Raw genomic sequence first — 24932 nt, forward strand, 5'->3', positions numbered from 1 at the left:
AACCGTTGCGCCCAAACTATTTCCGGCGCTCCCGGTTGATCACTCCCATTCCATAAATTTTTCTGCGGTCGCGGTCCGCGCGGCATCTAAACTGGAGAACAAGTCTTCCTTACGTGCTTAGGAGTTTTTTATGAAACCTCGGATAGGTTTTTACGCTTGGCTCGTACTTCTCGTAGCAATTCTCGCAATGGGGGCGGCTTGCAGCAAGGCCGCCGCCGATGGCGACGTCTCTTCAGAAGTACAGAACAAGATCAACGCAGATTCCGGATTGCAGGGCAAGCAACTGACCGTGCAGACTGCCGCCGGAGTGGTCACACTCTCGGGCACAGTCGACAACGATGCGCAGCGCACGGCGGCTTCCCGCTACGCGGCCTCGGTTTCGGGCGTGAAGGAAGTCGTGAACAATCTGCAAGTGGCCGCACCGGCTGCCGCCGCGCCGCAAGATGAACCTGCTCCAACTCCTGCACCCGTACAGCGCGCCAGCAAGCCCCGGCCAAGTATGCCGCGCGAGCGACCCGCTCCAAGATCAGAGCCGATTGCATCCGCGGCGCCCGTTCCAGCACCAGTGCAGGATTCGCGTCCTGCGCCTGCGCCCGTAGTGTCCGCAACCCCGCCTCCACCTCCGCCGGTAAGACGGGTTACGGTCCCTTCGGGAACGAATTTGGCCATCCGACTGGTGGATGAACTCGACTCCGAAACCGCGCAGCCCGGCCAGGGGTTCAAGGCGACTCTCGACTCTCCTCTTTCCGTCGATGGAGATGTCGTACTCCCCGCCGGCTATGACGTGCAGGGTCATGTAGTCGACGTGAAAAGCGCCGGGAAGTTTGCCGGACGATCAGAACTCGTTCTGCAACTCGATCGAATTTCCGTGGGTGGGAAGTCCTACACGATTCAGACCGACCAGTATCATCGTGAAGGCAGCTCGCGCGGCAAGAACACCGCCGCGAAAGTTGGGACAGGAGCGGCAATCGGCGCCATCATCGGCGGTATCGCCGGCGGCGGCAAGGGAGCAGCCATCGGCGCTGCGGCGGGCGGCGGCATTGGTGGCGGCGTTCAGGCTGCAACCAAAGGCCAGCAAATCAGGTTGCCGTCGGAAACGGTCCTGAACTTCAGCTTGCAGTCTTCGCTCACGGTCACTCCGACGAGCGATGGCCCGAATTCCGGGCGCCACAAGCTCGAGGCTCCAGCACCTGCGCCGGCCCCGGCACAAACACCAGCACCGCCTTCAAGTCCCGAGAACCTCGGCCCGCAGTAATCACTGCGTGGCCGGACCGCGTATTCGAAGGGCGCTCCTCAACGAGCGCCCTTTTTTTTGTGACCTTGGTTTGGGTTCCAGCGAGGACGCACAGGACTTCCGAGCATCGCGGGAGCAAGCCTCGTAAGTTGTTCTAGTGATGTGGGCTGCGGAATTGCAGATCACAAATTCTCCGCGCATTCTCACAGCCGACTGTGATGACGCTCACCGCCGATCGCTGCGCCCGCGACCTAGACTTCTAAGTGTCAGCAGCAGTCAGGGAGTCGTGCAATCCTCAGGAGGAAATCATGCGCACTCGTAGAATTTATTGGATGGTAGTCATAGCGCTCGTCGCGTTCGGTGTCGCAGTGTCCGCACAGGACACGCCCGAAAAAGAAATTAAACATATTCCCATCAAGTCCACTTCGCCCGCTTCGGGCATCGAGATGTATCAAACGTACTGCGCGGTCTGTCACGGAAAAGACGGCCGTGGAGAGGGTCCTGCGGCATCGGCGCTCAAAGTTCCACCGACCGACCTCACCCTTCTCGCTCAGAAAAATGGCGGCAAGTATCCGTCGATGAAGGTCGTCACCACCATTCGCGGCGAAGAGCCTCTTCCCGCCCACGGCAGCAAAGACATGCCGATCTGGGGAAAACTTTTCTGGAGCCTGAGCGGTGGCCACGAAGCCCAGGTACAGCAGCGCGTCTCCAATTTGAACTCGTACATCGAGTCGCTGCAGAAGAAGTAGAAGCTACGGCGGATGGCAATACGCTCCCCCGGCGTATTCCCATCCGCTTGATTCCTCGCATCGGTTGCCGCCGCACCTCGCCTGCTGCTAGAGTTCTCTTAAAGAGCGATGGAATTTCGCTAGACAAATTTCCTGGAACCACGCTCTTCGCTCAACTCACCGTTAACGATCGATACTTCACCGGCATCTTCCAGGATGCCGCACATAAGAACCCATGTTCAGGCAATGGACATTCCTGAAGCGCCATTGGACTCTGGTCCAATACAGCAGCGCCGTTCTGGCCGCCTGGGTCGCTCTCAGTTTGTGGACATTCTCGCCTGTCCTGCATCGCCATCCGTTTGCTCTTTTTCTCGCCGCTGTCGTTGTCACAGCCCGCTTCTTCGGACTCGGGCCCGCACTGTTCTGCTGCGCCGTCTCCACGGCCTGCCTGGACTTCATTGTGTTTCTGCCACGCTACAGCTTCGCCATCAACACCCGTGACGATGCCGAACGGCTCGCCGTATTTCTCGCGCTCGCCATCTTGGTGGGAAGTCTCGCGCGCCAGCGGACCCTGGCGGAACTGAGAGCAGAACGCAGCATGCACGAGATGGCCGCCATCGTCGAATGTTCTGACGACGCCATCTTCAGCATCACTCCGGCGGGAATCATCGCCACCTGGAATCGCGGCGCCGAACAGCTTTATGGCTACACCGCGGTCGAAGCGGTCGGTGCTCCGGTCCTGATGCTTGTGCCCCTCGACCGCCGTGACGAGGCGGAGCGCAATCAGCAAATGCTCCTTCGCGGCGCATCGGTAGAACCCTACAAGACCGAACGTATGCACAAGGATGGAACTCTCGTTCCTGTGCTGTTTACCGTCTCGCCTCTACGGAGCCGTGAAGGAAACATTGTCGGCGCCTCCGCAATCGCGCGCGACATCTCCGAGCAGCAACGTTCCGAAGAAGCCGTCCGCCGCAGCGACAAGCTCGCCACCGCCGGACGCCTGGCCGCCTCGATTGCGCATGAGATCAACAATCCACTCGAGGCCGTGCTCAACCTGCTTTACCTCGCCCGCAACGATCCTCACCGCGCCGGACAATATCTCGAAATGGCAGAACAGGAAGTCGTGCGAGTCGCGCGCCTCGCGCAATCCACTCTGGGATTTGTTCGCGATACTTCTTCGCCGGGTCCGATGGATGCCGCCCGCATCATGGATGAAGTGCTCGATTTCTATGCCCACAAGCTCCAGGCCAAGCAGATCGGTGTAACTCGGCGCTATCGCGGCAACGCACAAATCAGGGGCTACTCCGGTGAGGTCCGCCAGTTGCTGACCAACCTCTTGATGAACGCCGCGGACGCCGTGAACCACGACGGGACCATCGATGTCCGCGTCGCCCACCAGTGGTCCGGCGGAAACGAAGGCGTCCGTATCACTTTGTTCGACAACGGTAGCGGGATTCCCGCCGACGCCCTGCGCCGCATCTTCGAACCCTTCTACAGCACCAAACAGGACGCCGGCACCGGCCTCGGACTCTGGGTTTCCCGCGGTATCGTCGAACGGCACGGAGGATCGATCCGAGTCCGCAGCCGAATCACAGGCCCCCATCGCGGAACCGTATTCTCGATCTTCCTCCCCAACTCCTACGTGGCCAGTCGCGTAGCGTAGAGTCTCTCCCCGCGACCTCAGCGGCTAAAAGCTCTGGACCTTGCCCGGCCGCCCGCGAGGCCGCCCCGCATCCGCTTTGTTAGCAAACACTTGCACCGGGCCAAGAGGACACTGACCTTAGTACCTTAGAAGCCGGGTACCGACCCGGCATATAATCGCCAAACACAGACAAACTGGGCACTTAGCTAACGTGGACCCCCTGCTTTCCATCACGATCTTCGCTCTGGGACTGGCCTTCGGCAGTTTCCTGAACGTGTGCATCTACCGCCTGCCTCTGGGCAAGTCGGTGGTCGCGCCGAGATCTGCGTGTCCACACTGTGAAAAATTCATCCCGCTCTACGACAACTTGCCCGTGCTGAGTTGGCTGATCCTGCGTGGAAAATGCCGCAACTGCAAGGAACCCATCTCGCCGCGCTATCTCGTGGTTGAGTTGATCACGGGTTTGCTGTTCCTCGGTTGCTACGCTCACTTCGGACTCACGCTGGCGATGTTGAAGTGCATCGTCCTCGGCTATCTTCTGCTCGGCCTCATCTTCACGGACGCGGAAACGAAACTTCTTCCTGACGCGCTTACCTTGCCCGGGTTCGCGCTTGGCATCGTGTTCAGCTTGCTCGTGCCGGTCGACGATCTCGCCACGCGCATCATGCCTGGCCTGTTCTCTCTGCCCGTCAGCGGAGATTTTTCCTGGCGCTTGTGGTCGCTGGCAGACTCCGCGCTGGGAGCCATCGTTGGAGCTTCCTTCCTGTACGGCGCGGCCGCGATTTATCTACGCGCTCGCGGTGTAGAAGGAATGGGCTTCGGCGACGTCAAGTTAATGGCGATGATCGGCGCATTCCTCGGCACCAAGCTCACCGTGCTGACCATTTTCGCGGCATCACTGGCGGGATCGCTCTTCGGAATCAGTACCATCCTCGCCGTCTGGATCAAGCGCACGCGCAGAAACGCCTCACGCGGAAGCTCCTCGCCGGACGCTCGACGCCGCGCATGGATTTCCGCCCGACTCGCGCTGCGTCATTACGAAATGCCGTTTGGAGTCTTCCTTGGAAGCATGGCGTTCCTTGCCTTTTTCTTCGGCAACGATCTGCTGCATTGGTATTGGGGGTTGCTGTGAATCTCCTGCTCAATCCGGTGGTCATGCGTTTGGGGATGCTCCTGATGGTCGCTATTGTCGCGTTCGTACTCGGCGCAATTGCGATCCGTCACCTCCGCAAGAGCATGGTCACGGAGACCGCTTCATTTTCGCAGTCGCCCATGTCCGCTGACGGATTGCCGATTCACAGCTATCACGCGGTCATTCAGCAACTGAAACAGCAGAAACACGAACTCACCGCGCTCCAGCAGGCTGACCGGAGAAAAGCGAAAGCGTCCGACACGCTGAGCGCCACCGTGCTGGCGAATCTCTCCTGCGGCGTGATGTTTTTCAATGCCAGCGGATTAGTCCGCCATGCAAATGCCATGTCCCGCCAGATCCTGGGATTCGCCTCTCCCGTGGGCTTGCGCGCCAATGAACTGTTCCGCAACGCAACTTTGCAGGACAGCCAGTTCAACACCATCGACGAGGCGCTCGCTCCCGCCGTTACGGGCGAATCCGTCGTGCGTGGACTCGTCCTGAATTACATCAGTCCCGACGGCGCGAAGCGCGTACTCGATCTGACCGTGTCTCCCGTGCTCGGAGAAGACGCCAGTTTGATGGGAACAACGTTCGTCCTGACGGACCGTACCGAGATCGCGCGCATCCGGCAGGATCAGGAAATGCGCCAGGAAGTTTCCGCCGAAATGGCGCTGGAACTAAGAGGCTCTCTGACTACCATCGCAGGCTACGCGCAACAACTGGCGCACACCCGCGACAACGAAATGGCGCGCCAAATCGCCGACGACATCGCCAGCGAAGCCGCCCAACTTGACCGGACGATCGGCAGTTTCCTGTCCGGCAGTGCCAAGGCGGCAAGCACGAGTTCTTGAGATTGAGCAGTACAGACCACCACAGCAGGCACGCGACTGGATCGCAACCTGCGGAAGGATGATCAAATGAAGCGCACAATCTGGATGGCCATCGGAATCCTGCTCCTCAGCGGAGTCAACCTCGCCTCTGCCCAGGCTCTCGGAGACGTAGCCCGCACCGCCCGTAAAGGCAAGGCACCGCAGACCACCACGCATCACTACGACAACGACAACCTTCCCACCACCGATCATCTGAGTGTCGTCGGCCCGGCACCGGCTACGACTGCCAGCGATGCGAACCAGTCGGCCGAATTGAATAACGGAAGCCAGCAGCCCGCACCGGCCGCTGCGGCTCCTGCCGTCGATCCCAAAGTCGCCGAAGCCGATCGTAAGAAGGCTGCCGACGAATGGAAAGACAAGCTCGACTCGCAGAAGAAGACGATCGAAGCTCTCAATCACGAACTGGATCTTACCCAGCGTGAATACCGCCTGCGCGCCGTCGCCCAGTATTCCGACGCCGGCAACCGCCTGCGCAACTCCGCCCAGTGGGACAAGGAAGAAGTCGACTTCAAGAAGCAGTTGGAGGAAAAACAGAAAGCGGTCGACGCCGCCAAAGTGGATCTAGACAACCTGCAGGAACAAGCCCGTAAAGCCGGCGTGAAAGACCGCGAGTAGCTTACTCAGTTTTGCTCTTTGACTCTCCTGGCGCAGCAGTTCACTGCTGCGCCTTCGCCTTTTTTGCAGCCGCAAAGCAGAGTTGTTCGTTAGGCCAGCGCGTCAGCGCTCTACCTCTTTCGCTTTCCCCAACCGCTCGCGTATCTGCCGCGCATGATGCCGTCCATGCACCCAATGGAATTTCCGCCACTGCCCAGCCGTGAACGGTCCTAGCACGGGATGATCCAAGATTCGCGCGTCCGCGCCGAACTTTCGTTCGCACTCCGCAAACCCCTGATCCATCTTCTGAATCTCGGGAATGATTTCGCGCACCACCTGATCGGACGGCATCCCCTTTGGCACGGCCCGTTCCGGAGACTTTCTGCCGCTCGGAAGATAGCCCGCTTTCACCACCACCAGCGCGCTCAACCGCTGCTTCAGCGTGGCTTGCGTCCCCAATGGCGCCCCGCTCTCCAGGCACTTGGCGATTCCTTTGTTGGTGTTGTGATAAGTCAAATACAAATGCTCCAGCACCTGCGCCGAACTCCACTTCCCGTCCGCGCCTTCTCCCATTTGCTCGGGACGCGCGACGGTCATTGTCTTTTCGAGTTCCTGCTGTAGCTTTTCCAAATAGGAATCCATGCGCACGCTCCAGTACAATATCGATGCACTCAAACATAGAAATGCTACAGGAAATCAATATGAAAAAGTTGGCGATTGCCTTGTTCGCGCTGGCGCTTGCAACCATGACGGCATGTTCCTCCGAACCCAGCAAGCCGTCGGAAGCGGAAAAGCCAAAAGCTCCCGAGCCACTCACCGGACGAGTTGCATTCCAGAAATGCTATGTCGCCGCGCGCGGCTGGGCCCGTGACGCGCAACCGTTCCGGCTCGAATCCCAACTCATCGGAGACTCCAAAGGTCGCGAGGGTAAGTCGCTGGCTTGGCGAGCTGGACTCGCTTCCGTCCTGCAGCATTCCACCCGTCCCTATACCTGGGCCAGCGGAGATGTTTCATTCGGCGTCGAGGACACTTACAGCCCCACTAACACCAGCACCAAGGTGTTCGACATCGCTTTCTTGAAAGTCGACTCCAATCAGGCTCTTGAAACCGCGCAGAAACACGGCGGAGACAAGCTTCTGGAAAAAGCTCCCGACACACCGGTTTTGTACATGCTCGATTGGAACAATCAGACCAACGAGCTTGTCTGGCACGTGATTTACGGCACCGACCGAGCCAGCGCCAAGTTGACGATCGCAGTCAACGCATCGAGTGGCGAGTTTATCCGGGAGGAAAAGTAGTTTTGAAGCAGGTTGCTTTTGAAGTAGCCTGAGTTACTGGACGAGATACTTCCACCTCTCCCCTGCGGGGACCGTTGTATACTTCCTTTCTGCCTTAATCCCCCACCTTGGCAGGAGGTCAGTCCATGAGTCCCAGCCTGTTTCGCGTGTTCGTAGCGACCCTCGTTCTTACTAATATCTCCGCACTATTCGCGCAAACCCAGCCGCCCGGCCCTTTGCCCAAGCGCCACCGCGACGAACTGGTCTTCGTCGCCAATCAATCTGCCAATACCGTGTCCGCATACCAGATCAAGTCCAACGGCGGACTGCTACCTGTACCCGGCTCGCCCTTTCCCGCGGGAGGGGCTCCAAACTCCATCGCCGTGGTTCCCTCCGGACGATTCGCCTACGTAGCCGATGTCATTCCCGGCGGGATCACCGCATTCAGCGTGGCTCATAGCGGCGCCCTGACTCCTCTGTCTGGTTCGCCGTTCTCCGCTCCGACCGGCACCGCCTCGCTGACCATCGATCCGAGTGGACGGTTCCTGTACGCGCTCAACTGCGGAGCGAACTGTTCCGGAACCGGCAACGGCAACATCAATTCCTATGCGATCGATGAGGAAACAGGAAGCCTGACTCCCATCGGGCCTGCCGTGAACGCGGGACAGTATCCCTATTCACTCGCCGTCGAACCGGCCGGCCAGTTCGCCTACGTAGCCTCCGCCGGGTCAGGCGAGGTTTTCTCTTACACCATCGATAGCCACACGGGAGCCTTGACGCAAATTGGATCACCCATCGCCTCCGGAAACCGTCCGATTTTCATCGTCGTCGAGCCATGGGGGCAGTACGTATACGCCGCCAACACCGGATCGAATAACATTTCCGGCTTCTCCATCAACTTCGATGGGTCGCTCAGCGTGGTTGCCGGATCTCCGTTTGCTGCAAGTGACTTCACCGCCGCCATCGCAGCCTCTCGCAACGGTCATTTTCTGATCGTTCCCACGGGTCCCGGCTCCTTCGTCTACGACGTCACGGACTCGGGCGCGTTGATCACGGTGCCAGGTTCACCTTTCGCCGGCGGAGGCTTGCCCAACGACGTTGCGATCAACACGACCGATGGTTTCGCGTATGTCGTGAATCGCTCCTCCAACGATGTCTCGGCCTACCGCTTCAACGATAAGAAAGGAACTTTGATTCCAGTCGCCGGATCGCCATTCCCCGCCGGCTCTTTCGCCGCCGCCATCACGAGCGCACCTGCTCCCACGCGCTAGAGGCCGGTGAAGCGAGGGTCAGTCTGCGCAAACCACAACCCGTTATTAGTTGATCCAGCCCGGTTGAACCAAACCTTGAATGCGTTTATTGTCGATCATCCACCATCGCACTCCGGGGGAATGATCGGCCATGCCACAGGTGATTCGTTCCGCGAAAGTCTACGACGTCTGCATTGTCGGTTCTGGCGCCGGTGGTGGTATGGCCGCCAAGGTCCTCACCGAGGGCGGACTCAGCGTCGCTCTTCTCGAAGCCGGTCCTCCACTTAACCCCGACAAAGACTTCAAGGAGCACGTCTGGCCCTACGAACTTCCCCATCGTGGAGCGGGCGTCGCCGGCAATGCTTTGAAACCCGGCAATGGCATGGAGAACGAGTTCCTCGCGCCCACCGGCGCATGGACGATTGAAGGCGAACCCTACAGCACCGCGCCCGGATCCAAGTTTCGCTGGTTCCGTTCCCGCATCGTCGGCGGTCGCACCAACCACTGGGGGCGCATCGCCCTTCGCTTCGCTCCGGTGGATTTCCACGTCAAGACGCACGACGGTCTGGGCGATGACTGGCCCATCACCTACGAAGACGTCGCGCCTTACTACGACCAGGTCGAGTCTTATATCGGCGTGTTCGGCACTAAGGAAAATTTCCCGAGCGCGCCGGACGGCATTTTCCAGCCGCCGCCAAAATTGCGCTGCTCGGAAGTGATCCTGAAAGCAGCCTGCGAAAAAGTTGGAATCCCGTGCATTCCCGCCCGCCTGGCCGTTCTCACTCGTCCCCTTAACGGACGCCCTGCGTGCCACTATTGCGGACAATGTGGCCGTGGCTGCCGCGTTGCGGCCAACTTCAGCTCCAGCCAGGTCCTGATTCCTCCCGCACAAAAGACGGGACGCCTTACCCTGATCACCGGCGCCATGGCCCGCGAAATTCTTGTCGGCAAGGATGGCCGCGCTGAGGGCGTTTCCTATATCGATAAAGCCACGCTGTCCGAGAAGCGCATACACGCAAAAGCAGTCGTCGTGGCTGCCAGCGCGTGCGAGTCGGCGCGCCTGCTTCTCAATTCCAAATCCTCACTTTTCCCGGACGGAATCGCGAACACCTCCGGCACCGTGGGACGCTACCTGATGGACTCGGTTGGAAGCAGCGGCGCTGGATACTTCCCGCAAATGGAAAAGATTCCGCCGCACAATCACGACGGTACCGGCGGCATGCACGTCTACGTTCCCTGGTGGAAGTTCGATCGCCAGAATGATTTCCCGCGCGGCTACCACATCGAAATGGGTGGCGGCCGAGACATGCCCGGCATCGGCATGTTCCACGATCTCTGCGACGATGTGGAGGGTTACGGCGCAAGCCTGAAACAAGCCTGCCGCAAGAGTTATGGCACCGTCATGGGCCTGAGCGGACGAGGCGAAATGATTCCCAATCCTGACAGCTTCTGCGAAATTGATCCCGACCGCGTCGACCAGTGGGGCATTCCCACACTGCGCTTCCATTTCAAGTGGAGCGATCACGAAATCAAAATGGCGAAGGATATGCAGCAGACTTTCCGCTCGATCGTGGAGGCTGCCGGCGGAACCTATCTCACCAAGACCGATCCCGATGGAGAAAATCCCTACGGCATTGCGGACGGCGGCGTCATCATCCACGAGATCGGGACGGCCCGCATGGGCCCCGATCCGAAGACCTCGGTGCTGAATGGATACTGCCAGGCGCACGATGTGAAGAATCTATTCGTCACCGACGGCGCCAGTTTCGTCAGCAATCCCGACAAGAATCCGACGCTCACCATCCTTGCGTTGTCGTGGCGTGCATCCGACTACCTGCTCGAACAGGCGAAGAAGGGGAACCTCTAACTCGAGGCACTTATGGCATTGAATCCGATCAGCCGTCGCGATGTTTTACGAACACTAGCCATGGGAGCCGCTGGAGGCTCCGTGCTGCAGATCATTCCTCTGCAAGCCGCCGAACACGTGCATTCGCTGTTGACGCAGGAAAAGGCTCGCACTCCCGGCGGCAAGTACAAACCTAAATTCTTCACCGCCCATCAATACAAAACGCTGACCACTCTCTGCGACCTGATCATTCCCGCCGACGACCACTCCGGTGGCGCCGTCGAAGCAGGTGCGCCCGAATTTATCGATTTACTGACCAGCGAAAACAAGGACTACCAACTCGCGCTCGGCGGCGGTTTGATGTGGCTGGATAGCACCTGCTCTGACCGCTTCGGCCACACTTTTCTGGATTGCACTTCCGCGCAGAAAAAAGAAATGCTGGATCAGATTGCCTTTCGCAAGAACGCCATCGCCGATCCCACCCTCAGCCAGGGCGTCAATTTCTTTGCGTTCCTCCGCAACCTGACCACCGACGGCTTTTACACCAGCGCCATCGGCATCAAAGACCTGCAATACATCGGCAACACCGCTTTGAAAGAATTTCCAGGATGCCCCGCACCAGAAGCGTAGCGCCGGCGCCTCGCCGGCCCGAACGCACGCGAAGCCTGCTCAGGTATTCACGGCCGCGCACTGGATAGCGCCCTCTTCTCAATCACCACCGCCCCCTTATCCTCATAAACCCGTGTCCATTCGTCTGGCAATTGCCCCAGCAAATTCGCCAGCGTAGAATCCGCCGGTAGCACAAATGTTTTGATCGGCCACTTCTTCAGCACATCTTTCCACCCCGGCTCTGCCTGGATCAGCACCAGGTAGTCGCGAAACCGATCCGATCCATAGAGATCATGGCGATCGTCAATCATCACGAGCCGCTTCGGGTAGAGACTGTAGATGAAATATCCGCCCCATTGATCCGGCCCGAAGATGGGATCGCTGTTTCCTTCCCGCGCCAGATATTCCAGGGCGTGCGACGGAAAGTGTTCCCCATCAAACTCGTGATGGATCACAGCCTGCGACCCCAGCCGCCCGCCATGCAGACAAATCGTAAGCGCCGCGATCACGCCAAGGACGGGCCATAAATGTCCGCGCAACCGGAATTCCTGTGCACTCGACCGCTGTGAAAACTCCGAGAGCCATACGGCGCTTCGCCGCACCAGCCCCCACGCCAGAGTCTTCTCACCGAGCCCTGCCACGCCCTCCCACAACATCGGACCAGCAATCAGCGCCAGCAACATCGCCGACACCGGCAGGTTCCGCACTGCATACACACCGGACCACGCCGCAAACAGCACGACCAGCCAATGACTCAGACGCATCCGCTGCCTGCTGCCGGCCGCCGCGATCAGTACCAGCACGAGGATCACCACGAAGCAGCGCTGTCCCCAGCCGTGAAAATCAGGCGACCGGAATTCCGCGATCTTATCCATCAGATAGCGGTCGCCCAGATATCTGTAGATATGCTCGTGCAACCGCCAGCCATATGGATTAACGAACGTCGCAATCGCCGAAGCCACGAGCGTCCAGGCTATCGCGCGCGCGCGCTGCGAATGACGAATCCGCAGGAAGGCATCCGGCTCACGCCAACCCTCCACGAGTGCTGCCGCAATATAGATCGCCAGCAATACAAGCCCCAGCAACCATCCACCATGCAGGTTCACCCACAGCAACATCGACAATGGAAAAAGCCATCGTAGCCACGATGGCGTGCTTCCCTGCTCCCACCGTTCCAGCGCAATGAACCAAACCAGCGTAAACAACCAACTGACAATATGGGGGCGGGCAAACATATGAATGCTCGCCGCTCCCAGCACCAGAACCCACATCACGATCGCGACTGGCAACCCCGTTCCGCGAGCCAGCAGTTGCCGAAACACGAGAGCGAATGTCGTCGCCATCAGCAACGCGGCCAGCGATACCACTCCATTGAGACCCATGGCGTTGTGGACAACTCCCAACAGCGCGTCATAGAGCCATTCCCACGCAAACCACGGCTGCCCTTGCATGGTGGAAGAAAACGAATCCGCGCGCGGCACCGAATGTGTCGCCACAATCTGCTCACCCGCGCGAATGTGCCATCCGATATCAGAGTCGGCAAGGGGACGATTGGAGAGAGGTCCGGCCAGCAAAGCCCAAAAGGCAATGAGGAAAAGCAGATCGCGAATCGAGGGCAGAAAAAAGCGCTCCCAGCATGGCGAAGCCGGGACGTTCGGAGCCTGAGCAGCGTCCGCTCGCTCCTGATTGCCGAGGGTCATCAAATTAGTGGGAACCAGATCGTGCGTCAGTGGCCAGCGCTCTCTCCACCCATCTGCGTGGCGAGGTAGTTTTCGATGCCGGCCTCTTTGATGATGCCAAGTTGTGATTCAAGATAGCGCGCGTGATTCTCCTCATCGTGGATCAGCGTTTCGAAAAGTTCTCGCGTGCCATTGTCTCCCTCGGTCCTGCATACCGCCACGGAGGCGTTGTACTGTTTGACGGCATCGAGTTCATCCGTCAGATCGGTTTCCAGATGGGCCTTTACGTTCTTGCCGATCTGCGGCTTGAGCGCTACCCCGACGTCGGGAGTGGAGTCGAAGAAAATAATGCGTTCGATCAATCGTTCCGCGTGACGCATCTCTTCAATTGCGCGCCTCTTCGTGACCGCAGAAAGTCCCGCGAAGCCCCAGTTGGCATGCATCTCCGCCTGCACCATGTATTGCACAATGGCGGTAAGCTCCGCGCTCAATGCCGCGTTCAACTCCTGGATCACTTTTGTGCTTCCCTTCATGAAACCTCCGAATATGGAATATGAATTGTTTGGAAAGCATAAGGCTACTGGAAACGTCGTCGTGGCCGCAAGGCAGCAGGGCGGATACAATCAACCATCGTGGCCGCACTCCAACCCGCGTTTCCCTACTTCATTCCCGTTGCCGGACGCAGCATTCATCCTCACGCCTTCTTCGAGTCGCTCGGGTACGCTTTCGCCTTCGTAATCTTTCTGCTGCTTCGCGCCCGCACTGGCGATGCAGTGTCGTATCCGCTGCGCTGGGCGACCCTTGCCACCGCCTTCGCCGGAGGCACACTGGGAGCGAAGCTTCTCTACTGGCTGGAGAATCCGCAACTGACGATGCAGCACCTTCACGACCCCGCTTATCTCATCGGGGGAAAGACTATCGTGGGCGCGCTGCTGGGCGGCACGTTCGCGGTGGAAGTGTTTAAGCGCTACATCGGTCTCCGGCACTCCACGGGCGACCTGCTGGCGATTCCCGTAGCCGCCGGTATTGCAATTGGCCGCATCGGATGCTTCCTGACAGGCCTTGGCGATAACACCTGCGGCACCCCGACCTCCCTACCGTGGGGCATCGACTTCGGCGACGGCATCCGCCGCCATCCTACACAAATTTACGAGATCATCTTTCTGCTGATCCTGATCGCAATCCTGATGCGCGTCCGTTCTATGACGCCAACGAAAAACGACCAACGACCAACGACGTGGTTCCGTCCCGGCGACGCCTTCAAGTTATTGATGACCAGTTACTTGGCCTTCCGGCTTTTCTGTGATTTCATTAAGCCCTATCCTGCAGTGGCGTTGGGACTAGGCTCTATCCAGTGGGCATGCGTGCTCGGCTTGCTCTATTACTCACGCGACCTGTTGCGCTAGGCTAGGGCTCATGCTGGAGAGAAGTTATTGAGTGGAAACCCGTCTCCATGATCGTTGCAGTGGGCGCGGTAGATATATCCTTCCTGATATTCGGCTCTTCGCGTTCGTGGATGTAAAGATTGATTCATTGAGAGGCTACTAACATGAAAGTGCTCGCCATTCTCATTCTGTCGCTCTTGATCATCGTGGCGAGTCTTTTCTTCCTGGCATTCTGCCTGTGCGCGGCCGATGTGAGCCTGGGTGGACACGCAAGTGTGGGCGAGAGAATCTTGTGGGCGATCGCCGCCGTGCTGGCGCTGGGCGGCATCATTGGTATGGTCAAGCTCGCCCGCAAACTAAACCGGAGCATTGGCCTCTAGCGGAGGTAGATCGCGATACCACTATGGCCAAAACCCGCCCCTACCTCTTCTACGACGTCGCCCTTTCAATCTGCTCTACCTGCTACAGCAAGGTGGAAGCCAAGACGATCTTCCAGGACAACAAAGTCTTCCTGCTCAAGCGCTGCCCCGAGCACGGACACGAGCGCGTTCTGATCGCGGACGACGTGGACTACTACCGCCGCTGCCGCGAGATTTTCATCAAGCCGCCGGAAATGCCCCTCGTCTACAACACGCCCGTCAAATGGGGATGCCCCTACGACTGCGGCCTTTGCACTGACCATGAACAGCACTCCTGCCTGACCCTGATTGAAATCTGCGACTACTGCAATCTGCGTTGTCCCGTGTGTTACGCCGGCAGCGGTCCAGAGCGGCAGCAGTTTCGCGACATCAAACTAATCGAGAAGATGCTGGACGCAGTAGTCCGCAACGAAGGCCATCCCGATGTCGTCCAGATCTCCGGTGGCGAACCCACGCTGCACCCCGAGTTCTTCGCCGTGCTCGATTTGGCGAAAGCACGCCCCATCCGCCACCTGATGGTCAACACCAATGGTGTCCGCATCGCGCAGGACGAAGCTTTTGTGGAACGACTCGCAACGTATGCGGAAGACTTCGAGGTGTACTTACAATTCGATTCGTTCGAGCGCGATCCTCTGATGCAACTCCGTGGCGCCGACCTCCGACGCATCCGGATTAACGCGCTCGAAATGCTGAACCGATACAACATTTCGACCAACCTAGTGGTGACGTTGAAAAAGGGTTTGAACGACCACGAGATCGGGAAGACAATTGACTACGCGCTGCAACAACCGTGCATCCGAGGCGTAACCTTCCAGCCCATTCAGGACGCGGGCCGCCTGGAAAACTTTGATCCCGCTACTGACCGGCTGACCCTGACAGAGGTCCGCCGCAAAATTCTCGAACAAACGTCGACTTTCAAACCCGAGGACATCATCCCCGTTCCCTGCCATCCCGACGCGCTGGCCATGGCCTACGCCTTAAAATTGGGCGGCAAAGTGACTTCGCTCACTTCGATGATCCCACCGGAAATCCTGATCAACGCGGCCGGCAACACGATCTTGTATGAACAGGAAGAGCCCGTACTGAAGACGCTCTTCAACTCGCAGGAAACGCGCGATCGCCTCTTCAAACTCTTTGCCACCAACCAGTCCCCACGCTCCGGCGCAAGCAGCCTGCGCGAACTGTTGTGCTGTCTGCCGCAAGTGCTTGTTCCGGACGCCATTACTTACCAAAACATTTTCCGCATCATCATCATGCAATTCATCGACGCCCACTCGTTTGACGTGCGCTCGGTCAAGAAGACCTGTGTCCACATTGTTCATCCCGACGGACGCTTGATTCCGTTCGACACCTATAACCTGTTCTATCGGGATGATTTGGAGCGGACGCGCTTGGCCCCGCTACGCCGCCGCGCGGAGGTCGCCCAAGGAGCTTCCCCGTACGGACCTTAGAGAGACTTAAGAGGCAGCCTAGTCGTGGGCGTCACTCGCCACCAGGTCGCGGTCCCGCACATCTTCTTCGACTGTCCTGAACTTGCGCCCTTTTCGCGATTTGATCCACTGTTCGAACTTGTCGAGATAGATGTAATAGACGGGAGTGATGTAAAGCGTGAGCATCTGCGAAAACACCAGTCCGCCGACCACTGCCAGTCCCAGCGGACGCCGTGATTCTGCACCTGCGCCCAGTCCCAGCGCGATCGGCAGCGTGCCCATCAGCGCGGCCATCGTGGTCATCATGATCGGACGGAATCGGAGTAGTGCACCTTGATAAATCGCCTCGGCCGGCACTTCGCCGGTCGTGCGCTGTTTTTCCAAAGCAACGTCGATCATCATGATGGCATTCTTCTTCACGATGCCGACCAGCATGATCACGCCGACAAACGCATATAGGTTTAGATCCACCTTGAAGATCATCAACGTGAGCAGCGCGCCGAATCCGGCCGAAGGCAAGCCGGACAGAATTGTCAGCGGATGAATAAAGCTTTCATACAAAATGCCCAGCACCAGATAGATGACCGCAATCGCAACGATCAGAAGGATGCCCAGCCCGCTAAGTGATGATTCGAAAGCCTGTGCCGTGCCCTGAAAACTGGTCGACATATCCTGCGGCAAGGTTTCGCGCGCCACTTTGTTCACGGCATCGACAGCCTGGCCCAACGCTACTCCCGGACGCAAGTTGAATGACAACGTTACCGCCGGCAATTGCCCCAGGTGATTGATCGTCAGCGGGCCGAGGCTGGGAGAAAATTCAGCCACTGCATTCAGCGGAACCAACTGACCTGCCTTCGACCTCACATACAACATCGAAAGCACCGACGGGTCAGCCTGGAATTGCGGCTGCAACTCGGTCACAACTCGATAGGTATTCGAAGGCGCATAAATCGTGGAAATCTGCCGCGCTCCATATGCCGTGTACAGCGCGTCTTCCACCTGTGCCGCCGTAATCCCCAGTGTTGACGCGCGGTCTCGATTGATCTTCACGTCGATCTGCGGATTCTTGATCAGCAAGTCGCTGGTCACGTCCTGCAGCAAGCCGCTGACGCGCGGATCGCTGCGTAACTTGCTCTCCAGTTTGGGTGCCGCGTCGTAAAGATCCTTTGTGTCCGGACTCTGCAGCGTGAACTGATATTGACTCTTGGTAAGTTGTCCGCCGATACGAATCGTCGGCAGCATCTGCGGATACGCATTGATGCCCGGCACAACGGACAGCTTCGCCCGAAGTTCCTGCACCAGATCGGACGCCGAACCGCGCTGGTTGCGCGGCGCCATGTGGATAAAGATTCGGCCCTGGTTGCTACTCTGCGAGACCGACGCACTACCACCGCCTACCGTACTGTTATAGGCGTCGACCCAGGGCAACTTCATCACAATATCGTTCAACTGCAGTTGATGCCGAACCATGCTGTCGTAGGAAATTCCTTGCGGCCCTTCTGTAAACACAAAGAGAAAGCCCTGATCTTCATCCGGCAGGAACCCCTTGGGAATCGTGCGGAACATCTGCACCGTTGCAACCAGCACGAGGAGCGATACGGTCATCGTAGCCGCGCGATGCCGTAACGTGAATTGCAGTGTGCGGTCATAGAACCGCAGCAGACCGTCAAAGAAACCTTCCGTGATCTGCCACAGCCGCCCGTGCTTTTCCCCCTCGTGAGCGCGCAAAAATCGGCTGCATAACATCGGCGTCAGGCTCAAAGAGACAAAGCCCGAGACCAGGATGGCCGCGCCGATCGTGACCGCGAACTCGTGCAGCAACCGTCCTACCAGCCCGCTCATAAACAACACAGGGATGAATACGGCCGCCAGCGACAGCGTCATCGACACGATCGTGAAGCCGATTTCTTTCGACCCCTGCAAGGCCGCCGTCATGGGACGTTCGCCCATTTCCATGTGGCGCACGATATTTTCCAGTACCACGATGGCGTCGTCGACCACGAAGCCGACGCACAAAGTGAGGGCCATCAAGGACAGGTTATCGAGCGAGTAATCCAGCATGTACATCAGCGCGAAGGTGCCCACGAGCGACAAAGGCAGCGCCAGGCTGGGGATCGCGGTCGCGGAAACGTTGCGCAAGAAAAGAAAAATAACGAGCACAACCAGGATGAGTGCCAGCAGCAGCGTGAACTTTACGTCGCTCACGGAGTCCCTAATACTCACCGACCGGTCATAGAGAATATTCATCTTGACCGAAGGAGGCATCTGCTCCTGAAAGGCAGGCAGCAGTTGCTTGATATTGTCGACGACCTCAACCGTGTTCGTTCCCGGCTGCCGTTGAATGGCCAGCATGATCGCGCGGCGCTGGCCGCCATCGCGGTCGAAATACCAGGTCGCGGTCTTGTCGTTTTCTACGCTGTCACGCACTGTGCCCACGTCCGAGAGGCGCACCGGAGCGCCGTTGCGATACGTGATGATGAGCGGAACGTATTCTGACGCCTTGTTCAATTGACCCGTCGCTTGGACAATGAACGCCTGATTCGCTCCAAATAACGTGCCCGTCGGCAGGTTCACATTCCCGCTCTGAATCGACTGTGCGACTTCGTCGATCCCGACCTGGCGGCTCGCCAGTTCTCGAGGATCAAGCGACACGCGCACCGAATACTTCTGTGCGCCCATTACCTGCACCTGCGCGACACCGCTCACCATCGACACGCGCTGTGCGATCAGCGTCTCGGCATATTCGTCCACGTCCGACAGCCGCAGCGTCGGAGAATTGAGCGACATGAACAACACTGGCTGGTCCGCCGGATTGACCTTCTGATAAGAAGGCGGGCTGGGCATGTTCTGCGGAAGGTCGCGCGCAGCCTTGGCGATCATCGACTGAACATCCTGCGCGGCGGCGTCGATATTGCGGCTGAGATTGAATTGCAGAGTAATCTGTGTCGATCCCTGCGAACTGCTCGAGGACATCGAGTCGAGCCCCGCGATGGTCGAGAATTGCCGTTCCAGCGGTTGCGCCACTGACGACGCCATCGTTTCCGGAGTGGCTCCCGGCACACTGGCACTGACGAGCAGAGTCGGGAAATCCACGTTGGGCAGATCGCTGACCGGCAATTGGCGGTATCCCATGATGCCGAACAAGAGAATTGCCAGCATGACCAGAGTGGTCATCACCGGACGCCGGATAAAGCCTTCTGCAATATTCATAGGAAAACCAAATCAGCAGTTAGCAATTAGCCAAACCATATTTTGGCCACCCCGACTTCGCTAAGTGCTCAATGCCAAGTGCTAGCTCTTGATCTGCACCTTGCTGCCGGGCACCAAGCGCAACTGCCCATCCGTAACCACGCGCTCGCCCACTGCCAGACCCTTCTGGACGATCAACTGCCCCGCTTGTTGCGTGTCCGTCGTCGTGACCAGGCGCACTTCAACTGTGTTGTCGTCCTTGATCACGTACACATACGGCCCCTGCTGCCCATTCTGAATGGCCTGCGACGGAATCACCAACGCATTGCTCTGCGTCTTCAGAGTCAGGTAAGCGTCCACAAACTGCCCCGGCCATAAACGCCGATCGCCGTTCGTAAACATGCCTTTCAGCTTGATCGTGCCCGTACCGGGATCCACCATGTTGTCGATGAAACTCAGCTTCCCGGAGATCGGACCGCGCGCGTCCCCCGGAATTGTCGCTTGCACGATCAAACTGCCGTTGCGCGAATATTGTTTGACCTCGCCCAGGTATTGCTGGGGAACCGTAAAGGTTACATAGATCGGCTCAACCTGATTGATGTTGACCAGTGCCGGGACGTCATTCGCCTTGATCATGTTTCCCTGATGAACCATCAGGTTTCCCGTGCGTCCATTGATCGGCGAATAGATGGACGCGTACACCAACTGCACTTTCGCATTCTCCAGCGTGCCACGGTCGGCGCGAACCGCAGCCTGTAGCGCGGTTGCATTGGCCGCCACCCGGTCATATTCCTGCGTCGAGATGACCCCGGCCTTGACCAGCGACTCGTAGCGTTTCTGGTCGCTAAGCGCGTTCTGTGCCTGGGCTTCGTCGCGCGCCAAAGCACCTTGGGCTCGCCGCACATCCGCCTCTCCGGGGCGCTTATCGAGGGTAAACAGCAATTGTCCCTGGCGGACGTCTTCGCCTTCTTTGAAGAACACGCCGGTGAGTTCGCCCGTGATCTGCGTCTTTACCGAAACCGTGGAAAAGGCTTCGACTGCGCCAATCGCGTGCACCTGCAGCGGGATATCCTTCTGCTCCACCGTCGCGGCTAGTACCGGCACCGGGGGCGGCGGCCCGGGAGCAGCCTTCGTCCCAGCGCAAGCCGACAATAATCCCAGCACGGCTGCCATGGCCGTCAGCAACGGAATCCGAAAACAGACTTGGTCTTCTTTTTTCATGCTTTTCTCATGCCTTATTTCACCTGATGCTTTACGCGTCTCGGGCGCGGCAAAACTTTGCGGCCGCCCCGCGCTTTTTTCTTTTCTACCTGCACCCCTTGCAGCCAGATACCAGCCAGAGTCCTGCCGACCTCGCGGCTATCGAAGTCCTGCACGCTTTTCCCGCCGTACAACTCCTGTATCCAGGAGTGATAAATCACCATGCCGAGAAACCCACGCGCGGCCAGCATGGGATCGACTTTCCGGAACCGTCCGGCGGCGACTCCCTGCCGCACGAATCGCGCCAGCACTTCAAAATAGTTCGCAATGTAGTTTCGGAAAAAACGCTCGGAAAGCTCGTGCTTTTCGAGCGCACTGTATAGAAGCAAGCGCGAAAGCGTCTGATCTTTAGCCCGGCGTTCCAGCACTTCGAATGCAACCCGCGACAGCACAGAGAGATCGTCGCCGCCCGCCTCCAGATTTTCCAGCAGATGTTCCTGCGGAGCCGCCCCATCAATTTTGCGCTCGATCACCGACCAGTACAGTTCTTCCTTGCTGGGAAAATGACGGAAAATCAGCGCTTCGGTCACACCCGAACGCTCGGCAATCAACTTCGTCGTCGTCCCCTGGAACCCCTGTTGCGCAAACAGACCAGTAGCCACCTCGAGTATTTGCTCGCGACGGTCGGCCGAAGAAAAACGAGTCTGTGGAGTCGCCATGACGTGAGAACAGCAGGTAAGTAAACACTTACTTATAGGAGATTCAAGGGGGCAGTGTCAAGACGGAATGGCTGGAGGCAGTGGCCTATCGCAGGAACCCGATCCCCACGCGCAAGTTGTAGAGCAAGCTCGCAGGAATGGTGGCGGACAGAGTCAAACCGAGCACCGCGTGCACGATGCCGAGCAGGTAAATACTGCGATAGCGGCGAAACATTTCGCAGAAGAACAGTCCGCCGATCAGAGTGAAGGTCGTCAGCACCATGTTCGGCACGTGGATCACCGCGAAGAACGTTGCCGTAATCCATACCGCGGTTGCACTGCCGAACAACTCTTCGCAGCGCGTAAAGAAAAACGACTGCAGCATGAATTCCTGCACCAGCGCCCAGACCATGTACTGCCATGCCAGGTGCATGTTTGAGAACAGCGGATTAGCCGGAACCGGCCCGCCCACCCAATGAGACAAGAGAGTCAACAATACCGAGCAAACGAGACCGACGCCGAGCATCAGCCCGGTGCCCATGGCCGTCGGCAGTCCCAAACCGAGCCGTCGGACAGAAGGCCGATCGACGAGCGCGAACGTCACCACGATGATGCCCGCCGCGATTGCCCAGCGGTTCCTGACCGACAACCGGGCCGCCCAAACTCCGCACTCCACTGCCAGAAAGGCGATGATCACCTGGGCCCAGACCAGGCGGCGCCGCCACACGGAAGAGAGCGTCTCCGTGTGCACCCGTATCGTCAATGGGGGCAACGGGTTCGCAACCGCGCGAAAAGATTTCGACTCAACTGCCATGTTTTGAATCTCTATAGTGATGACTATGAATAGCCAATCCAAGCCGCGCGTGGTGGTTGTCGGAGCCGGCTTTGGCGGACTGACTGCCGCCCAAAAACTCGTCCGCTTGCCCGTTCACGTGACGATGGTGGACCGCAAAAATCACCATACGTTTCAGCCTCTTCTCTACCAGGTCGCGACTGCCGGATTGTCTCCCGGCGAAATTGCCGCGCCTATCCGCTGGATATTCAGAGGCCATTCCAATATTGAAGTGTTGCTTGAGGAAGTGGTCGATTTCAATCTGAAAGCACGCGAGGTCATTACGAATGAGGGGGTACTACCGTATGACTATCTGGTCATAGCCTCGGGCGCCTCCCATGCTTACTTTGGTCACCCGGATTGGGAGCCCCTCGCCCCGGGCCTCAAAACCATCGAGGATGCCCTCGAAATTCGCCGTCGCGTCCTGCTCGCCTTTGAACTGGCGGAGCGCCAGGTTGCGGCCGGTGTCCCCGACTTCCCCCTGAATTTCGTCGTGGTTGGGGCTGGGCCTACGGGGACGGAATTGGCCGGCACCCTGGCCGAAATCTGTCGCCATGTACTGGCAAAGGAGTTCCGTTCCATCAACCCGGAGCGCACACGGATCCTGTTGCTGGAAGGAGGTCCCCGCGTTCTAGCTGCCTATTCCGAGGATCTGTCTGCGAAGGCAAAGGCCCAACTTGAGCACCTCGGCGTCGAAGTGCGGGTCTCTACGGTTGTCACCGGCATCGAGCCTGGGGCGGTCTGGGTGGGTAACAATCGCATTCCAGCCCATGTGGTGCTGTGGGCGGCAGGTGTTGCGGCCTCTGAGCTTGGCCGGAAGCTGAATACGCCTCTGGACCGTGCTGGGCGCGTCCTGGTGAAGCCTGACCTTAGCATCCCGGATCACCCCGAGGTCTTCGTAATTGGCGATCTCGCCGCGCTCCAGGACCCAAATGGCAAATGGCTTCCGGGAGTCGCTCCGGTAGCCATGCAGGAAGGCAGGTGGGCGGCCAAGACCATCGCCCGCGACCTGGAGCACCAGCCCCGCCGCAATTTCCACTACAACGACAAAGGCAGCCTGGCCACCATCGGACGCGCCTCGGGAGTCGCCCAATTTCCCGGCTTCAGCCTCTCCGGATACTTCGCCTGGCTGGCCTGGCTCTTCATCCACGTGCTGTTCCTGATCGGGTTCCGCAACCGGTTGCTGGTGATGATCCAGTGGGCCTGGTCATATATCACCTACGAACGCGGCGCGCGTCTGATTACCGGCAGCAACCTGCTGCCCGGCTGGACGAACGAACACAAGGAAACCGTCGAACTGATTGATAAGGCGGGCCGCAAAATCGGGTAAGCACGCAGAGACTCACGGAGCAAGCTGGGCTTCTCAGCCGCAAAGCGGCGCAAGAGTGCAGCCCACGGCGCAAGCCGTGGGTAGTTCGCGCAAGAGATGGAGCCCCGAAGGGGCGTAAGATTATGTCGGCAGCAGCCCCGCGCGGAAAGCGCAGCCGCTGCTCGAATCATGAAGCCATTACGATTCCTGCTTGTTGCTCTCATCGTATTTTTCGCTGTCTCGGCCTCCGCCGACGTCCTGAAGATCGTCATCAACGACACGATCCACCCCGTTACCGCCGAGTATATTGGCCGAGCGCTCGAAGCGGCTGCCGCCAATCACGACCAGGCCGTGCTGATCGAGATCAACACGCCCGGTGGATTCCTTGACTCCACCGACCAGATCATCCACGAGATCCTGACCTCGCCCGTACCCGTCGTGATCTATGTGGCGCCCACGGGAGCACGTGCTGCCTCCGCCGGTCTCTTCATCCTCGAATCCGCGGACGTCGCCGCCATGGCTCCCGGCACGCACACCGGCGCCGCCCATCCGGTAGGCGTTTTCGGTAAACCCGATGATGTGATGATGAAGAAGATCGAAAACGACGCTGCCGCCCAGATGCGCTCCGTCGTTTCCAAACGAGGCCGCAATGTCGAGATGGCCGAAAGTGCGGTGCGTGAATCCAAGTCTTTTACCGAACAGGAAGCCCTCGATAAAAAGTTAGTCGACTACGTAGCTTCCGACGAGCAGGACCTTTTCCGCCAGATTTCCGGCAAGGTCGTTAAGCGCTTCGATGGAACCGCTGTCACCCTGAATCTCACCAGCCAGCCCGTGCGCGATTTTCCGATGACGCTCAAGCAGCGCATCCTTGCTTACATTGTCGATCCAAACGTGCTGTACATCATCCTCGCGATCGGCGCGCTGTGCGTGTATTTCGAATTCAACCATCCCGGAGCAGTGATCCCCGGCACGATTGGCGTGATCTTCATTCTGTTTGCCGCCTTCGCCATGCACTTCCTGCCGATTCGCTACGCAGCCCTGGCGATGATCCTTGTGGCTTTCGTCTTATTTGCGGCGGAAGCGAAACTCGCAAGCCACGGAGTCCTCACCACCGGCGGAATCGTTCTCCTGACTCTCGGTGCTTTACTCCTCGTCGATTCCCCCATCCCCGAACTGCGCGTGCGGTTGTTGACCGCGCTGGCCGTCAGCGTTCCGCTCGGACTTATTACCGCCTTCCTGATGAGCATCGCCGTCAGAGCACGCCGCAACAAGATCACCACCGGTGAGCAAGGATTAATCGGCGAAATCGGCGTCACCCAAACCGCGCTCGCGCCCGCCGGAAAAATCATGGTCCACGGCGAACTCTGGGATGCCGTCAGCACCACGCCGGTTCCCGCCGGAGAGCGAGTCATGGTGCGGCACGTTGACGGACTTACCCTGCAAGTTGACCCGGCGCCCTCGGTTCGCCCGGTGATGGTGTAGAGACGCGGATGAATTTGCCTTTGGGTGGCGCAGCGGTTCACCGCTGCGATTATCTGTCCATTTGTGAATTTGGCTTTAGCCGCCGATCACTTGCCGCCACTTCCTTA

Annotated in this window: 22 protein-coding genes; 15 read left to right on the forward strand and 7 right to left on the reverse strand. The window is 58.6% G+C overall.

Annotated elements, in window-relative coordinates:
• The first annotated feature begins 130 nt into the window (after positions 1 to 130).
• From HY010_01475 to HY010_01500, 6 genes are all read left to right on the forward strand, one after another.
• Entirely contained in the window at positions 131 to 1255 is a 1125-nt protein-coding gene (locus HY010_01475) for a BON domain-containing protein (protein ID MBI3474373.1), read from the forward strand.
• A gap of 287 nt (positions 1256 to 1542) precedes the next feature.
• A complete protein-coding gene (locus HY010_01480; GenBank protein MBI3474374.1) occupies positions 1543 to 1983 on the forward strand; it encodes a c-type cytochrome in 441 nt (146 codons plus the stop codon).
• A gap of 214 nt (positions 1984 to 2197) precedes the next feature.
• Positions 2198 to 3625 carry a PAS domain S-box protein gene (locus tag HY010_01485; GenBank protein MBI3474375.1) on the forward strand — a complete coding sequence of 476 codons (1428 nt, stop codon included), beginning with the start codon at positions 2198 to 2200 and terminating at the stop codon, positions 3623 to 3625.
• Positions 3626 to 3815: 190 nt separating this feature from the next.
• The gene (locus tag HY010_01490) at positions 3816 to 4736 is read left to right on the forward strand and encodes a prepilin peptidase (GenBank protein ID MBI3474376.1); all 921 of its coding nucleotides are present in this window, start codon (positions 3816 to 3818) and stop codon (positions 4734 to 4736) included.
• Positions 4733 to 5587 (forward strand): PAS domain-containing protein, encoded by an 855-nt coding sequence (locus HY010_01495; GenBank protein ID MBI3474377.1) that lies wholly within the window; start codon positions 4733 to 4735, stop codon positions 5585 to 5587. The genes HY010_01490 and HY010_01495 overlap by 4 nt, the downstream gene beginning before the upstream one ends.
• 66 nt (positions 5588 to 5653) lie before the next feature.
• Positions 5654 to 6241 carry a hypothetical protein gene (locus HY010_01500; protein MBI3474378.1) on the forward strand — a complete coding sequence of 196 codons (588 nt, stop codon included), beginning with the start codon at positions 5654 to 5656 and terminating at the stop codon, positions 6239 to 6241.
• 102 nt (positions 6242 to 6343) lie between these two features.
• Here the strand turns inward: HY010_01500 and HY010_01505 are convergent, their stop codons facing one another.
• Complete coding sequence (locus HY010_01505; protein ID MBI3474379.1) at positions 6344 to 6862, reverse strand: DUF1569 domain-containing protein; 519 nt, start codon at positions 6860 to 6862, stop codon at positions 6344 to 6346.
• Positions 6863 to 6921: 59 nt separating this feature from the next.
• Here HY010_01505 and HY010_01510 point away from each other — a divergent pair, with 59 nt between their 5' ends.
• The 4 genes from HY010_01510 (at position 6922) to HY010_01525 (ending at position 11223) form a co-directional block, all read left to right on the forward strand.
• Positions 6922 to 7518 carry a hypothetical protein gene (locus HY010_01510; protein ID MBI3474380.1) on the forward strand — a complete coding sequence of 199 codons (597 nt, stop codon included), beginning with the start codon at positions 6922 to 6924 and terminating at the stop codon, positions 7516 to 7518.
• Between the two features lie 125 nt (positions 7519 to 7643).
• Positions 7644 to 8768 (forward strand): beta-propeller fold lactonase family protein, encoded by a 1125-nt coding sequence (locus HY010_01515; GenBank protein ID MBI3474381.1) that lies wholly within the window; start codon positions 7644 to 7646, stop codon positions 8766 to 8768.
• Positions 8769 to 8898: 130 nt separating this feature from the next.
• Positions 8899 to 10614, forward strand: coding sequence for a GMC family oxidoreductase (locus tag HY010_01520; protein ID MBI3474382.1), 1716 nt, complete (start codon positions 8899 to 8901; stop codon positions 10612 to 10614).
• A gap of 12 nt (positions 10615 to 10626) precedes the next feature.
• Positions 10627 to 11223 (forward strand): gluconate 2-dehydrogenase subunit 3 family protein, encoded by a 597-nt coding sequence (locus HY010_01525; GenBank protein MBI3474383.1) that lies wholly within the window; start codon positions 10627 to 10629, stop codon positions 11221 to 11223.
• Positions 11224 to 11270: 47 nt separating this feature from the next.
• Here the strand turns inward: HY010_01525 and HY010_01530 are convergent, their stop codons facing one another.
• Positions 11271 to 12905, reverse strand: a complete 1635-nt coding sequence (locus HY010_01530) for a hypothetical protein (GenBank protein ID MBI3474384.1) — start codon at positions 12903 to 12905, stop codon at positions 11271 to 11273.
• Positions 12906 to 12928: 23 nt separating this feature from the next.
• Positions 12929 to 13414, reverse strand: coding sequence for a bacterioferritin (bfr, locus tag HY010_01535; protein ID MBI3474385.1), 486 nt, complete (start codon positions 13412 to 13414; stop codon positions 12929 to 12931).
• 132 nt (positions 13415 to 13546) lie between these two features.
• Between bfr and HY010_01540 the strand changes: the two genes are divergently transcribed.
• From HY010_01540 to HY010_01550, 3 genes are all read left to right on the forward strand, one after another.
• Positions 13547 to 14287 (forward strand): prolipoprotein diacylglyceryl transferase, encoded by a 741-nt coding sequence (locus HY010_01540; GenBank protein MBI3474386.1) that lies wholly within the window; start codon positions 13547 to 13549, stop codon positions 14285 to 14287.
• A 143-nt stretch (positions 14288 to 14430) separates the two neighbouring features.
• Entirely contained in the window at positions 14431 to 14646 is a 216-nt protein-coding gene (locus tag HY010_01545; protein MBI3474387.1) for a hypothetical protein, read from the forward strand.
• 23 nt (positions 14647 to 14669) lie between these two features.
• Positions 14670 to 16136 (forward strand): radical SAM protein, encoded by a 1467-nt coding sequence (locus HY010_01550; GenBank protein ID MBI3474388.1) that lies wholly within the window; start codon positions 14670 to 14672, stop codon positions 16134 to 16136.
• An 18-nt stretch (positions 16137 to 16154) separates the two neighbouring features.
• Here the strand turns inward: HY010_01550 and HY010_01555 are convergent, their stop codons facing one another.
• The 4 genes from HY010_01555 to HY010_01570 all read right to left on the reverse strand — a co-directional run bounded on the left by HY010_01555 (position 16155) and on the right by HY010_01570 (position 22016).
• Entirely contained in the window at positions 16155 to 19325 is a 3171-nt protein-coding gene (locus HY010_01555) for an efflux RND transporter permease subunit (protein MBI3474389.1), read from the reverse strand.
• Positions 19326 to 19406: 81 nt separating this feature from the next.
• Positions 19407 to 20525, reverse strand: coding sequence for an efflux RND transporter periplasmic adaptor subunit (locus tag HY010_01560; GenBank protein ID MBI3474390.1), 1119 nt, complete (start codon positions 20523 to 20525; stop codon positions 19407 to 19409).
• A gap of 14 nt (positions 20526 to 20539) precedes the next feature.
• Positions 20540 to 21223, reverse strand: coding sequence for a TetR/AcrR family transcriptional regulator (locus HY010_01565; protein MBI3474391.1), 684 nt, complete (start codon positions 21221 to 21223; stop codon positions 20540 to 20542).
• An 85-nt stretch (positions 21224 to 21308) separates the two neighbouring features.
• On the reverse strand, positions 21309 to 22016 hold the full coding sequence (locus HY010_01570; protein MBI3474392.1) for a CPBP family intramembrane metalloprotease: 708 nt from the start codon (positions 22014 to 22016) through the stop codon (positions 21309 to 21311).
• A 25-nt stretch (positions 22017 to 22041) separates the two neighbouring features.
• Here HY010_01570 and HY010_01575 point away from each other — a divergent pair, with 25 nt between their 5' ends.
• On the forward strand, positions 22042 to 23364 hold the full coding sequence (locus tag HY010_01575) for an NAD(P)/FAD-dependent oxidoreductase (GenBank protein MBI3474393.1): 1323 nt from the start codon (positions 22042 to 22044) through the stop codon (positions 23362 to 23364).
• Positions 23365 to 23532: 168 nt separating this feature from the next.
• The gene (locus tag HY010_01580; protein MBI3474394.1) at positions 23533 to 24825 is read left to right on the forward strand and encodes a nodulation protein NfeD; all 1293 of its coding nucleotides are present in this window, start codon (positions 23533 to 23535) and stop codon (positions 24823 to 24825) included.
• Positions 24826 to 24932 lie beyond the last annotated feature (107 nt).

The organism is Acidobacteriota bacterium (assembly GCA_016196065.1).
GTDB lineage: Bacteria > Acidobacteriota > Terriglobia > Terriglobales > Acidobacteriaceae > Acidiflorens.